Source organism: Ensifer sp. ENS08, assembly GCF_014852195.1.
Lineage (GTDB): Bacteria > Pseudomonadota > Alphaproteobacteria > Rhizobiales > Rhizobiaceae > Ensifer > Ensifer adhaerens.
Map to the genome: position 1 here is coordinate 389,799 of NZ_JACVBF010000003.1, position 11,008 is coordinate 400,806.

The following is an 11,008-nucleotide window of genomic DNA, read 5'->3' on the forward strand; positions in this document are numbered from 1 at the left end:
TGAAAACCGGACGCGAGGCGATTGTGTCTGCAATCGGATGCCTCACCGTGGTTTCCGCTATGTCCGCCGCGGCGAGCGATTCGCGCTTGCGGACGTGAGGCTCACATATGGGAGCAAAACCGCCCGGAGTGAAGCACCCCGGGCGGTTCATCAATAATATTATTCAGCAGCCGCAGCGAGCAGCTTGATCGAGCCGCCAGCCTTTTCGATCTTCTCGATCGCCGACTTGGACGCACCGGCAACTTCGAGCGAAACCTTCGCCTTCAGTTCGCCGTCGGCCAGAACGCGGACGCCGTCCTTTTCGCGACGGATGACGCCGGCAGCCTTGAGGGCAGCTGCGTCAACGGTCTTGGAAGCATCGAGCTTCTTGGCGTCGATTGCCGTCTGGATACGGCCGAGCGACACGACAACAAACTCCGAAGCGAAGATGTTGTTGAAGCCGCGCTTCGGCAGACGACGGTAGATCGGCATCTGGCCGCCTTCGAAGCCGTTGATGGCGACGCCCGAACGAGCCTTCTGACCCTTCACACCGCGACCGGCGGTCTTGCCGGAGCCCGAGCCGATACCACGGCCAAGACGCTTACGGCTGTGGGTCGAGCCTTCGTTGTCCTTGATTTCATTCAGTTTCATGAGCTTATCCCCCTCACTTCTCGTCGACGACGCGAACGAGGTGCTGGACAGTCCGGATCATGCCGCGGACAGACGGAGTGTCTTCCAGCGTGCGAACCCGGTGCATCTTGTTGAGGCCCAGACCGATCAGCGTCTGACGCTGTACGGCCGGACGGCGAATGGGGCTACCGATCTGCTCGACGGTAACGGTCTTCGCTGCGACTTCTTTCTTAGCCATCTGTCAGCTCCCTTATTCTTCGGAAGCAGCGCCGGAGGAAACACGACGAGCCTGGAGCGTGGCGTACTTCATGCCGCGCTGAGCTGCGATGTCCTTCGGGTGCATCTGGTTCTTGAGGGCGTCGAACGTTGCGCGAACCATGTTGTAGGGGTTCGACGAACCGGTCGACTTGGCAACGACGTCATGAACGCCGAGCGTTTCGAAGACGGCGCGCATCGGGCCGCCAGCGATGATACCGGTACCGGCCTTGGCCGAACGCAGCAGCACCTTGCCGGCGCCATGACGGCCGTGAACGTCGTGATGCAGGGTACGACCACCACGCAGCGGGACGAAAATCAGGTCGCGCTTTGCGGCTTCGGTTGCCTTGCGGATGGCTTCCGGCACTTCGCGTGCCTTGCCATGACCGAAGCCAACGCGGCCCTTCTGGTCGCCAACGACGACGAGAGCGGCGAAACCGAAACGACGACCGCCCTTCACCACCTTGGCGACGCGGTTAATTGCTACGAGCTTATCGACAAATTCGCTGTCGCGCTCTTCGCGGTTCTGGCGATCTTCGCGAGAACCCTTTCTTTCCTGTGCCATTGTCCTTTTCCTTTTTCTTTTCCGGGTGCAATCGGCAGATTGACAAAAGTCGCCCCCGTCCGATGGATCGGATGCGACCGGAAACCTATGAGAGTGCCAGGCAGGCGCAACGCCCGCCTGGCGACCGATCAGAAGTTCAGACCACCTTCACGGGCAGCATCGGCCAAAGCCTTGATGCGGCCGTGATAGATGAAGGCGCCACGATCAAAGACAACGTCCTTGACGCCAGCCTTAGCGGCACGCTCAGCGATGAGCTTGCCGACGGCAGCAGCAGCTGCCGTGTCAGCGCCCGTCTTCAACGACGAACGCAGATCGGTATCGAGCGTGGAGGCAGACGCAAGCGTCTTGCCGGCCACGTCGTCGATAACCTGTACGTAGATGTTCTTCGACGAGCGATGAACCGACAGGCGCGGACGGCCATTGGCGACCGCCTTGATTTGACGGCGCACGCGGTTGGCGCGACGCACAAGAGTATCTTTCCTGCTAGCCATTTCGCGTGATCCTTACTTCTTCTTGCCTTCTTTGCGGACAATCCGCTCTTCGGCATACTTGACGCCCTTGCCCTTGTAGGGCTCGGGGCCGCGGTATTCGCGGATTTCCGCGGCAACCTGGCCGACCTGCTGCTTGTTGATGCCGGACACGATGATTTCGGTCGGCTTCGGAACAGCAATCGTGATGCCTTCCGGGGTCTGGTAGACGACGTCGTGGCTGAAGCCGAGCGCCAGCTGCAGGTTCTTGCCCTGCAGCGACGCACGATAACCAACGCCGTTGATTTCGAGCTTGCGCTCGTAACCGTCCTTGACGCCCTTGAAGATGTTCTCGATCATCGTGCGGGACATGCCCCACTTCGAACGAGCATCCTTGCTCTGGCTGAGCGGCTGTACAACAACCGCATTTTCTTCGAGCTTTACCGATACTTCGTCGTTTGCAACAAAGAACAGTTCGCCCTTCGGGCCCTTCGCCGTTACCTTCTGGCCATCAACGCTTGCCGTGACGCCTGCCGGAACCTGAACGGGCTTCTTACCGATACGAGACATTTTTATACCTGTCTGTTCGCTATGGAGAACTTGCTACCGTCTTCGATTAGAAGACGGAGCAAAGGATCTCGCCACCAACATTCTGTTCGCGCGCCTGATGATCGGCCATCACGCCCTTCGGGGTCGAAAGGATGGTGATGCCGAGGCCGTTCGCGACCTGCGGAATGGACTTAACCGAGACATAAACTCGGCGGCCCGGCTTGGAGACGCGTCCGATCTCACGGATCACGGAAGCGCCTTCGTAGTACTTCAGTTCGATGTTCAGCTCGGCCTTGCCGTTGCCGAATACGACTTCGGAGTAACCACGGATGTAGCCTTCAGCCTGAAGAACATCCAGAACACGTGCACGGAGCTTCGAAGCCGGCGTGGAAACGCTCGACTTGCGGCGAGCCGCGCCGTTACGGATACGGGTGAGCATATCGCCCAGCGGATCAGTCATTGCCATGTGCCCGTCTCCTTACCAGCTCGACTTGACAATACCCGGCACCTTGCCGAGGTTGCCCAGTTCGCGAAGCGCAATACGCGACATACGAAGTTTACGATAGAAGGCGCGCGGACGGCCGGTAACTTCGCAACGGTTGCGGATGCGGGTCTTGGATCCATCGCGCGGCAGGCCTGCCAGCTTGATGGTTGCCTTGAACCGCTCTTCAATCGGCAGAGACTGGTTCATGATGGTCGCCTTCAGAGCGGCACGCTTTGCAGCCTGCGAGGCAACCAGTTTGCGGCGGCGCTTGTTCTTTTCAACTGCGCTCGTTTTCGCCATTACAGTTATCCTTCTTTACGCTTGTCGTTACGGATTACTGACGGAACGGGAAGTTGAACTCTGTGAGCAGAGCGCGAGCTTCGTCGTCGTTAGTAGCCGTCGTGCAAACGATGATGTCCATGCCCCACATCTGATCAACCTTGTCGTAGTTGATCTCAGGGAACACAATGTGTTCCTTGACGCCCATGGCGAAGTTGCCACGTCCGTCAAAGGACTTCGGATTGAGGCCACGGAAGTCGCGAACGCGCGGAAGCGCGATGTTCACGAGGCGATCCAGGAACTCAAACATCCGAACGCCGCGCAGGGTAACCTTGGCACCGATCGGCATACCTTCGCGAAGCTTGAAGCCAGCGATGGAGTTGCGAGCGCGGGTGATTACCGGCTTCTGACCAGCAATCGCTGCGAGGTCGGCTGCAGCAACGGTCGGCTTCTTGGAGTCGCCCGTCGATTCGCCGACGCCCATGTTGATGACGATCTTGTCGAGGCGCGGGATCTGCATTTCGTTGGCGTAGGAGAACTTCTCCTGCATAGCCGCACGAATACGCTCGACATATTCCTTCTTGAGCCGCGGCTCGTAAGCGGACTTAGCCATCGATCACTACTCCCGAACGCTTGGCCACGCGGACCTTCTTGTCGCCATCGATCTTGAAACCGACGCGGGTCGGCTTGCCGTCCTTCGGATCGGCAATCGCGATGTTCGAAAGATGGATCGAGGCTTCCTTGTTGATGATGCCGGCTTCCTGGCTCTGGGTCTGGCGCTGGTGACGCTTCACCATGTTTACGCCACGCACGACAGCCCGGTCTTCCTTCGGCATTACCTGTACGACTTCGCCGGTACGACCCTTGTCCTTACCGGTGAGAACGACGACTTTGTCGCCTTTGCGAATCTTTTGCATCTCTCAACGCTCCCTTAGAGTACTTCTGGAGCCAGCGAGATGATCTTCATGTGGTTCTTGGCGCGAAGTTCGCGCGGAACCGGTCCGAAGATACGGGTGCCGATCGGCTCTTTCTTGTTATCGATAAGAACGGCTGCGTTGGTGTCAAAGCGGATGACAGAGCCATCCGGACGGCGGATGTCCTTCGCAGTGCGAACGACAACAGCCTTCATGACATCACCCTTCTTTACGCGGCCGCGCGGAATGGCTTCCTTGATCGAAACGACAATGATGTCGCCGACCGACGCATACTTGCGCTTGGAGCCGCCCAGCACCTTGATGCACATGACACGACGTGCGCCGGAATTATCCGCCACGTCGAGGTTTGTTTGCATCTGAATCATGTCAGGTCGCCTTCTTGTTGTTACCAGGCCGGTTGGGTCGAGACCCCCTCGCCCGGCTTATAGTGCTCATCTCAAAGCAAAAGAACGCCCGGAATCGAGCGTTCCCCTGCTTCAATTGCGTGCTTCATACAGGTATTTTCCCAAGACGCAAGGGTCTTGGCGTCAAAACCTGCTGAAATCAAGCGTGGGCGGCGACTACCGTCCAGCGCTTATCCTTCGAGATCGGCGCACATTCCTCGATGGAAACGACGTCACCAACCTTGTACTGGTTGTTTTCGTCATGCGCCTTGTACTTCTTGGAGCGACGGACGGTCTTCTGGAGGATCGGATGCGCAAAGCGGCGCTCGACCCGTACGACGACGGTCTTGTCGTTCTTGTCGCTGACAACAGTGCCCTGCAGAATGCGTTTCGGCATATTTTCTGGTCCTTAGGCCTTGGCTTCTGCCGCCTTCTGGCGGGCAATGGTTTTGACGCGTGCGATGTCCTTGCGGACTTCGTTGATACGCGAAGACTTCTCGAGCTGGCCGGTTGCCTTCTGGAAGCGCAGGTTGAACTGCTCCTTCTTCAGCTTGGCGAGCTCTTCGTTGAGTTGATCGGCGCTGAGAGCGCGAACATCTACGGCTTTCATGAGTTCACTCCTTACTCTGCGATACGCTGCACGAAGCGCGTCTTGACAGAGAGCTTGGCAGCGCCAAGACGAAGTGCCTCACGGGCAAGTTCTTCGCTGACACCATCGATCTCAAACATCATTCGGCCGGGCTTGACCTTGCATGCCCAGTATTCGACCGAACCCTTACCCTTACCCATGCGGACTTCCGTCGGCTTGGCGGTGACCGGAACGTCAGGGAACACACGGATCCAGACGCGGCCGGCGCGCTTCATGTGACGCGTGATCGCGCGGCGGGCCGCTTCGATCTCGCGTGCATTCACGCGGTTGGGTTCCTGAGCCTTAAGGCCGAATTCGCCGAAAGCGAGATCAGATCCGCCCTTGGCTACGCCCTTGATGCGGCCCTTGAACTGCTTGCGATACTTCGTACGCTTTGGCTGCAACATTTTTTTACTTCTCCGATATTGGCTGCCAAACGCGAATGTTACGCGTTTTCACGACGGCGGTCACGATCGCCACGGTCGCGATCACGGCCTGCCGGGCCCTGGTTGTCACTTTCGATCGCGCGACGCTCCGAAGCCATCGGATCGTGCTCAAGAATTTCGCCCTTGAAGATCCAGACCTTGATGCCGCAGATACCGAAAGCGGTTTCCGCTTCAGCCGTGCCGTAGTCGATGTCCGCACGCAGCGTGTGCAGCGGAACGCGACCTTCGCGGTACCATTCGGTACGAGCGATTTCGGCGCCACCGAGGCGGCCGGCGCAGGTGATCTTGATGCCTTCGGCGCCAAGACGCATGGCCGACTGAACAGCGCGCTTCATCGCACGGCGGAAAGCCACGCGGCGCTCGAGCTGCTGGGCAATCGACTGAGCGACGAGGGTCGCGTCGACTTCCGGCTTGCGCACTTCAACGATGTTGAGGTGCGTTTCGGAGCTGGTCATCTCGGAAAGCTTCTTGCGGAGCTTCTCGATGTCAGCGCCCTTCTTGCCGATGATCAGGCCCGGACGAGCGGAGTGGATCGTGACGCGGCACTTCTTGTGCGGACGCTCGATTACCACCTTGGCGATGCCGGCAGCCTTCAGTTCTTCCATCAGGTAAGCGCGGATCTTCAGGTCTTCGTGAAGAAGCTGGCCGTATTCGGCGTTGTCCGCGAACCAGCGGCTGTCCCAGGTCCGGTTGATACCGAGACGGAAGCCGATCGGATTAATCTTCTGACCCATTATGCGGCCTCCCCTTTGGCTTCCACTTCACGGACGACGATCGTCAAGTGCGAGAACGGCTTTTCGACACGCGATGCACGGCCGCGACCACGAGCGTGGAAGCGCTTCATGACAATCGACTTGCCAACGTAAGCTTCTGCAACGACGAGCGAATCGACGTCGAGATCGTGGTTGTTCTCCGCGTTTGCGATGGCAGATTCAAGGGTCTTCTTGACCGTCTCTGCAATGCGCTTGCGGGAGAATTCCAGTTCGGCCAGAGCGCGATCGACCTTCTTGCCGCGGATCATCGCGGCAACCAGGTTGAGCTTCTGGGGGCTGACGCGGATCGTGCGCGCAACTGCCTGCGCCTCATTATCCTTCAGCCGGCGTTCGGCTTTTGCCTTGCCCATTGTTACTTCCTCTTTGCCTTCTTGTCCGCACCGTGACCGTAGTAGGTCCGGGTCGGAGAGAATTCACCAAACTTGTGGCCGACCATGTCTTCGTTGACGCTGACCGGAACGTGCTTGCTGCCGTTGTAGACGCCGAAGGTGAGACCGACAAACTGCGGAAGGATCGTGGAGCGGCGGCTCCAGATCTTGATCACTTCGTTGCGACCGCCTTCGCGGACCTTCTCAGCCTTCTTGAGAAGATAACCGTCAACGAACGGACCTTTCCATACTGAACGAGTCATTCGAGACTTCCTCTCTTACTTCTTCTTCTGGTGGCGCGAGCGCATGATGAACTTGTCGGTCGACTTGTTCGAGCGCGTACGCTTACCCTTGGTGGGCTTGCCCCACGGGGTAACCGGGTGACGACCACCCGAGGTACGGCCTTCACCACCGCCGTGCGGGTGGTCAACCGGGTTCATGACGACACCGCGAACGTGCGGCTTCTTGCCACGCCAACGCGAACGACCAGCCTTACCGTCATTGATGTTGCCGTGGTCGGGGTTCGACACGGCGCCGATCGAGGCGAGGCAGGAACCATGCACCAGGCGCTGTTCACCAGAGTTCAGGCGAAGGATCGCCATGCCCTGGTCGCGGCCAACGAGCTGTGCGTAGGTACCGGCGGAGCGGGCCATCTGGCCGCCCTTGCCCGGCTTCATTTCCACGTTGTGGATGATGGAGCCGACCGGGATGTACTGCAGCGGCATCGTGTTGCCGGGCTTCACGTCAACGGCCTTTTCCGAAGCGATGACCTTGTCGCCAGCAGCAAGGCGCTGCGGAGCGAGGATGTAGGCCTTTTCGCCGTCGGCGTAGTTGACGAGCGCGATGAACGCGGTGCGGTTCGGGTCGTATTCCAGACGCTCGACCGTGCCTTCAACGTCGAACTTGCGACGCTTGAAGTCCACCAGACGATAGGTGCGCTTGTGACCGCCGCCCTGGAAGCGAACGGTGATGCGACCGAGGTTGTTGCGACCGCCCTTGGAGGACAGGCCCTCGGTCAGCGCCTTCACCGGCTTGCCCTTGTAGAGGCCGGACCGGTCAACGATGACCAGCTGGCGCTGGCTCGGGGTCGTCGGATTGAAACTTTTCAATGCCATTTTCTTGTTCCCTTTTGGGTTTTTACCCTAATGGGCCTATCCGTTAGAGACCGGTGGAGACGTCGATGGACTGACCGTCGGCGAGCGTAATGACCGCCTTCTTCACGTCCTTCTGCTTTCCGGCAAAGCCGCGGAAACGCTTCGTCTTGCCCTTGCGGACCAGCGTGTTCACGGCCGTAACCTTGACGCCGAACAGAGCTTCGACTGCAGCCTTGATTTCAGGCTTCGAAGCGTCCTTGGCGACGTTGAAGACGACCTGGTTCTGTTCGGAAACCAGCGTCGACTTTTCAGTGATCGAGGGGGACACGATCACGTCGTAGTGGCGAAGATCCGTCATTTGAACCGCTCCTCCAGAGCTTCCACGGCAGCCTTGGAAAGCACGAGCTTGCCACGGCGCAGAATGTCGTAAACGTTGATGCCCTGAACCGGCAGAACGTCCACGTTCGGGATGTTCTGGGCTGCGAGCTTGAAGTTGTTCTCAATCTCGGCGCCGCCGATGATGAGAGCGTTGGTGAGGCCGAGCGACGCGAATACGCCGGCGAGAGCCTTCGTCTTGGCTTCCTTGGCAACGAGATCGTCGATGACGATGATCTCTTCAGCCTTCAGCTTGGCCGAGAGTGCATGGCGCAGGCCGAGGGCGCGAACCTTCTTCGGCAGGTCATGGGCGTGGCTGCGAACAACCGGGCCATGAGCCTTGCCACCGCCGCGGAACTGCGGAGCACGAGCGGAGTGGTGGCGGGCGCGGCCCGTACCCTTCTGCTTGTACATCTTGGCGCCGGTGCGGGACACTTCAGCGCGGCCCTTGGCCTTGTGCGTGCCCTGCTGCTTCTTGGCGAGCTGCCAGCGAACGACGCGGGCAATGATGTCTTCACGGGGTTCGAGGCCGAAAATGGCGTCAGAAAGAGAAACCTTTCCTGCGTCCTTGCCCTCGAGGGTTTTGACGTTGAGATCCATTATTCGGCTCCCTTACTTCGATGCTTCGGCGCGCACAGCGGCCGGACGCGGAGCGCCTTCCGGGGTGCCCGACTTGATGGCGTCACGAACGACGATCCAGGCACCCTTGGAGCCGGGGACAGCGCCCTTGACCAGGATCAGACCGCGGTCTTCATCGGTCGATACGACTTCGAGGTTCTGAGTGGTGACGCGCGTCTGGCCCATGTGACCAGCCATGCGCTTGCCCTTCCAAACGCGGCCCGGGTCCTGGTTGGAACCGGTAGAACCATGCGAACGGTGCGATACGGAAACGCCGTGCGTTGCACGCAGACCGCCGAAGTTGTGGCGCTTGATGGCGCCGGCAAAGCCCTTACCGATCGTGGTACCGGTGACGTCGACGAGCTGACCGGCGACGAAATGGTTCGCCGTCAGTTCTGCACCGATGTCGATCAGGTTGTCCGCGGAAACGCGGAACTCGACGAGCTTGGCCTTCGGCTCGACGTTGGCAGCAGCAAAGTGGCCGCGCATCGCCTTCGGCGTGTTCTTGACCTTGGAGCGGCCAGCACCGAGCTGGACAGCAACGTAGCCGTTCTTTTCTTCCGTACGCTGGGCTACCACCTGGCAGCTTTCCAGCTTCAAAACTGTAACCGGGATATGCTCACCGGCGTCGTTATAGACGCGGGTCATTCCCACTTTCTGTGCAATCACACCTGAACGCATTGGTTCATTCCTCTTGAGAGTTAGTGACGGAGCAAGCCCCTTCACATCTCTGGTTTAAGGTTTCCTCGAGATCATCCGATCTTGAGGTCGCCCGTTTTTGGAAGCCGTTGGACCGAGGTCCACGTACCTTCCTTGTTTATTAAAGCTTGATTTCCACGTCGACGCCGGCAGCCAGGTCGAGCTTCATCAGCGCGTCAACGGTCTGCGGGGTCGGGTCTACGATATCGAGAAGGCGCTTGTGGGTGCGCATTTCGAACTGTTCACGGCTCTTCTTGTCGACGTGCGGCGAGCGGTTGACCGTAAACTTTTCAATGCGCGTCGGCAGCGGTACGGGACCGCGCACGCTTGCACCGGTACGCTTTGCAGTCGACACGATTTCGCGCGTCGAGGCGTCGAGGATCCGGTGATCAAACGCCTTGAGGCGGATGCGGATGTTCTGGCCGTTCATACGACTTATCCTTGTTCAGGTTACTTGCGGTTTCCGTGGAAAAACACGCAGTGAACTTCGTTTAATTTCGGCCAGTCCGCTAACTTTTCAAAGATCGGAGGGACAGGGTTTCCCCTGCCCCTTCCTATTTGAGCGGCCGTGGCCGGCCTGTCTTTCTGTGAGCGCACAACGTCGAAGCACCGTGCAAATCACGCGTGGGCGCCATTTGCACTATTTCGTCGTCTTCGGCAAGCCGTGCGACCAACTAAATCTTTCGGGGCGGGTATGTCCAAGGCGCATAGCACATGCGCCTTGTGTCTTCCCGCCCTCGGTCTCGTCGATTACTCGACGATCGAGGCAACGATGCCTGCGCCGACGGTACGGCCGCCTTCGCGGATTGCGAAGCGCAGCTTTTCTTCCATCGCGATCGGAACGATCAGCTCAACGGCAACGGTGACGTTGTCGCCCGGCATAACCATTTCCGTGCCTTCCGGCAGCGTCACGATGCCCGTCACGTCCGTCGTGCGGAAGTAGAACTGCGGACGGTAGTTGGTGAAGAACGGCGTATGACGGCCGCCTTCTTCCTTCGTCAGGATGTAGGCTTCAGCCATGAACTTCTTGTGCGGCTTGACCGAACCCGGCTTGCACAGGATCTGGCCACGCTCGACGCCGTCACGGTTAACACCACGGATCAGCGCGCCGATGTTGTCGCCGGCCTGGCCCTGGTCGAGCAGCTTGCGGAACATTTCAACGCCCGTAACCGTCGTCTTCGACGTGTCGCGGATGCCGACGATTTCGACTTCTTCGCCGACCTTGACGATGCCGCGCTCAACGCGACCGGTCACAACCGTACCACGGCCCGAGATCGAGAACACGTCTTCGATCGGCATCAGGAACGGCTGGTCGATCGGACGCTCAGGCGTCGGGATGTAAGCGTCAACAGCTGCCATCAGCTCGCGGATCGCGTCTTCGCCGATCTTCTTGTCCGAATCTTCCAGAGCAGCAAGAGCCGAGCCCTTGATGATCGGAATGTCGTCGCCCGGGAATTCGTAGGACGACAGAAGTTCGCGAA

At 59.1% G+C, this 11,008-nt stretch carries 22 protein-coding genes; all 22 read right to left on the minus strand.

Annotated elements, in window-relative coordinates; all coding sequences use genetic code 11:
* Positions 1–159 precede the first annotated feature (159 nt).
* Entirely contained in the window at positions 160–630 is a 471-nt protein-coding gene (rplO, locus tag IB272_RS11940) for a 50S ribosomal protein L15 (protein WP_034795576.1), read from the minus strand.
* A gap of 13 nt (positions 631–643) precedes the next feature.
* Entirely contained in the window at positions 644–847 is a 204-nt protein-coding gene (rpmD, locus tag IB272_RS11945) for a 50S ribosomal protein L30 (protein WP_043623384.1), read from the minus strand.
* 12 nt (positions 848–859) lie between these two features.
* Complete coding sequence (gene rpsE / locus IB272_RS11950; RefSeq protein ID WP_034795569.1) at positions 860–1,429, minus strand: 30S ribosomal protein S5; 570 nt, start codon at positions 1,427–1,429, stop codon at positions 860–862.
* A 128-nt stretch (positions 1,430–1,557) separates the two neighbouring features.
* A complete protein-coding gene (gene rplR / locus IB272_RS11955) occupies positions 1,558–1,920 on the minus strand; it encodes a 50S ribosomal protein L18 (RefSeq protein WP_034795567.1) in 363 nt (120 codons plus the stop codon).
* A 12-nt stretch (positions 1,921–1,932) separates the two neighbouring features.
* On the minus strand, positions 1,933–2,466 hold the full coding sequence (gene rplF / locus IB272_RS11960) for a 50S ribosomal protein L6 (protein ID WP_034795564.1): 534 nt from the start codon (positions 2,464–2,466) through the stop codon (positions 1,933–1,935).
* A gap of 46 nt (positions 2,467–2,512) precedes the next feature.
* The gene (gene rpsH, locus IB272_RS11965; RefSeq protein ID WP_025426677.1) at positions 2,513–2,911 is read right to left on the minus strand and encodes a 30S ribosomal protein S8; all 399 of its coding nucleotides are present in this window, start codon (positions 2,909–2,911) and stop codon (positions 2,513–2,515) included.
* A gap of 12 nt (positions 2,912–2,923) precedes the next feature.
* The gene (gene rpsN / locus IB272_RS11970; RefSeq protein ID WP_034795562.1) at positions 2,924–3,229 is read right to left on the minus strand and encodes a 30S ribosomal protein S14; all 306 of its coding nucleotides are present in this window, start codon (positions 3,227–3,229) and stop codon (positions 2,924–2,926) included.
* A gap of 34 nt (positions 3,230–3,263) precedes the next feature.
* The gene (gene rplE / locus IB272_RS11975) at positions 3,264–3,821 is read right to left on the minus strand and encodes a 50S ribosomal protein L5 (RefSeq protein ID WP_034795552.1); all 558 of its coding nucleotides are present in this window, start codon (positions 3,819–3,821) and stop codon (positions 3,264–3,266) included.
* Positions 3,814–4,125, minus strand: a complete 312-nt coding sequence (rplX, locus tag IB272_RS11980) for a 50S ribosomal protein L24 (RefSeq protein WP_025426674.1) — start codon at positions 4,123–4,125, stop codon at positions 3,814–3,816. Before rplX ends, rplE begins: the two co-directional genes overlap by 8 nt.
* A 14-nt stretch (positions 4,126–4,139) precedes the next feature.
* Positions 4,140–4,508, minus strand: coding sequence for a 50S ribosomal protein L14 (gene rplN, locus IB272_RS11985; RefSeq protein ID WP_034795548.1), 369 nt, complete (start codon positions 4,506–4,508; stop codon positions 4,140–4,142).
* 178 nt (positions 4,509–4,686) lie between these two features.
* Positions 4,687–4,923, minus strand: a complete 237-nt coding sequence (gene rpsQ, locus IB272_RS11990) for a 30S ribosomal protein S17 (RefSeq protein ID WP_034795546.1) — start codon at positions 4,921–4,923, stop codon at positions 4,687–4,689.
* Between the two features lie 12 nt (positions 4,924–4,935).
* Entirely contained in the window at positions 4,936–5,136 is a 201-nt protein-coding gene (gene rpmC / locus IB272_RS11995) for a 50S ribosomal protein L29 (RefSeq protein ID WP_034795543.1), read from the minus strand.
* Between the two features lie 11 nt (positions 5,137–5,147).
* Positions 5,148–5,561, minus strand: coding sequence for a 50S ribosomal protein L16 (gene rplP / locus IB272_RS12000; protein ID WP_011975175.1), 414 nt, complete (start codon positions 5,559–5,561; stop codon positions 5,148–5,150).
* Positions 5,562–5,599: 38 nt separating this feature from the next.
* The gene (gene rpsC, locus IB272_RS12005) at positions 5,600–6,334 is read right to left on the minus strand and encodes a 30S ribosomal protein S3 (protein WP_034795537.1); all 735 of its coding nucleotides are present in this window, start codon (positions 6,332–6,334) and stop codon (positions 5,600–5,602) included.
* A complete protein-coding gene (rplV, locus tag IB272_RS12010) occupies positions 6,334–6,723 on the minus strand; it encodes a 50S ribosomal protein L22 (RefSeq protein ID WP_034795534.1) in 390 nt (129 codons plus the stop codon). Before rplV ends, rpsC begins: the two co-directional genes overlap by 1 nt.
* A gap of 2 nt (positions 6,724–6,725) precedes the next feature.
* Complete coding sequence (gene rpsS, locus IB272_RS12015) at positions 6,726–7,004, minus strand: 30S ribosomal protein S19 (protein ID WP_018239488.1); 279 nt, start codon at positions 7,002–7,004, stop codon at positions 6,726–6,728.
* A 15-nt stretch (positions 7,005–7,019) separates the two neighbouring features.
* Complete coding sequence (gene rplB / locus IB272_RS12020; RefSeq protein ID WP_034795526.1) at positions 7,020–7,856, minus strand: 50S ribosomal protein L2; 837 nt, start codon at positions 7,854–7,856, stop codon at positions 7,020–7,022.
* A 43-nt stretch (positions 7,857–7,899) separates the two neighbouring features.
* Positions 7,900–8,193: a 50S ribosomal protein L23 gene (locus IB272_RS12025; protein ID WP_034795524.1), complete on the minus strand. Its 294-nt coding sequence runs from the start codon at positions 8,191–8,193 to the stop codon at positions 7,900–7,902.
* Positions 8,190–8,810, minus strand: a complete 621-nt coding sequence (gene rplD, locus IB272_RS12030; protein WP_034795521.1) for a 50S ribosomal protein L4 — start codon at positions 8,808–8,810, stop codon at positions 8,190–8,192. Before rplD ends, IB272_RS12025 begins: the two co-directional genes overlap by 4 nt.
* A gap of 12 nt (positions 8,811–8,822) precedes the next feature.
* Entirely contained in the window at positions 8,823–9,509 is a 687-nt protein-coding gene (rplC, locus tag IB272_RS12035; RefSeq protein WP_034795518.1) for a 50S ribosomal protein L3, read from the minus strand.
* A 139-nt stretch (positions 9,510–9,648) separates the two neighbouring features.
* The gene (rpsJ, locus tag IB272_RS12040; protein WP_003507767.1) at positions 9,649–9,957 is read right to left on the minus strand and encodes a 30S ribosomal protein S10; all 309 of its coding nucleotides are present in this window, start codon (positions 9,955–9,957) and stop codon (positions 9,649–9,651) included.
* A gap of 320 nt (positions 9,958–10,277) precedes the next feature.
* Positions 10,278–11,008 (minus strand): EF-Tu/IF-2/RF-3 family GTPase (locus IB272_RS12045; RefSeq protein WP_246810344.1); only part of this gene is annotated, 731 nt, incomplete at its 5' end.

Excerpts from the sequence above, each read along its gene's own strand:
- rplR (WP_034795567.1), bottom strand. The coding sequence starts at position 1,920 with ATGGCTAGCAGGAAAGATACTCTTGTGCGTCGCGCCAACCGCGTGCGC.
- rplF (WP_034795564.1), bottom strand. The coding sequence starts at position 2,466 with ATGTCTCGTATCGGTAAGAAGCCCGTTCAGGTTCCGGCAGGCGTCACG.
- rpsQ (WP_034795546.1), bottom strand. The coding sequence starts at position 4,923 with ATGCCGAAACGCATTCTGCAGGGCACTGTTGTCAGCGACAAGAACGAC.
- rplP (WP_011975175.1), bottom strand. The coding sequence starts at position 5,561 with ATGTTGCAGCCAAAGCGTACGAAGTATCGCAAGCAGTTCAAGGGCCGC.
- rplD (WP_034795521.1), bottom strand. The coding sequence starts at position 8,810 with ATGGATCTCAACGTCAAAACCCTCGAGGGCAAGGACGCAGGAAAGGTT.
- rpmD (WP_043623384.1), bottom strand. The coding sequence starts at position 847 with ATGGCTAAGAAAGAAGTCGCAGCGAAGACCGTTACCGTCGAGCAGATC.
- rplN (WP_034795548.1), bottom strand. The coding sequence starts at position 4,508 with ATGATTCAGATGCAAACAAACCTCGACGTGGCGGATAATTCCGGCGCA.
- IB272_RS12025 (WP_034795524.1), bottom strand. The coding sequence starts at position 8,193 with ATGACGGATCTTCGCCACTACGACGTGATCGTGTCCCCCTCGATCACT.
- rpsE (WP_034795569.1), bottom strand. The coding sequence starts at position 1,429 with ATGGCACAGGAAAGAAAGGGTTCTCGCGAAGATCGCCAGAACCGCGAA.
- rpsS (WP_018239488.1), bottom strand. The coding sequence starts at position 7,004 with ATGACTCGTTCAGTATGGAAAGGTCCGTTCGTTGACGGTTATCTTCTC.
- rpsH (WP_025426677.1), bottom strand. The coding sequence starts at position 2,911 with ATGGCAATGACTGATCCGCTGGGCGATATGCTCACCCGTATCCGTAAC.
- rpsN (WP_034795562.1), bottom strand. The coding sequence starts at position 3,229 with ATGGCGAAAACGAGCGCAGTTGAAAAGAACAAGCGCCGCCGCAAACTG.
- rplE (WP_034795552.1), bottom strand. The coding sequence starts at position 3,821 with ATGGCTAAGTCCGCTTACGAGCCGCGGCTCAAGAAGGAATATGTCGAG.
- rplV (WP_034795534.1), bottom strand. The coding sequence starts at position 6,723 with ATGGGCAAGGCAAAAGCCGAACGCCGGCTGAAGGATAATGAGGCGCAG.
- rpsJ (WP_003507767.1), bottom strand. The coding sequence starts at position 9,957 with ATGAACGGCCAGAACATCCGCATCCGCCTCAAGGCGTTTGATCACCGG.
- rplB (WP_034795526.1), bottom strand. The coding sequence starts at position 7,856 with ATGGCATTGAAAAGTTTCAATCCGACGACCCCGAGCCAGCGCCAGCTG.
- rplO (WP_034795576.1), bottom strand. The coding sequence starts at position 630 with ATGAAACTGAATGAAATCAAGGACAACGAAGGCTCGACCCACAGCCGT.
- rpmC (WP_034795543.1), bottom strand. The coding sequence starts at position 5,136 with ATGAAAGCCGTAGATGTTCGCGCTCTCAGCGCCGATCAACTCAACGAA.
- rplX (WP_025426674.1), bottom strand. The coding sequence starts at position 4,125 with ATGCAAAAGATTCGCAAAGGCGACAAAGTCGTCGTTCTCACCGGTAAG.
- rplC (WP_034795518.1), bottom strand. The coding sequence starts at position 9,509 with ATGCGTTCAGGTGTGATTGCACAGAAAGTGGGAATGACCCGCGTCTAT.
- rpsC (WP_034795537.1), bottom strand. The coding sequence starts at position 6,334 with ATGGGTCAGAAGATTAATCCGATCGGCTTCCGTCTCGGTATCAACCGG.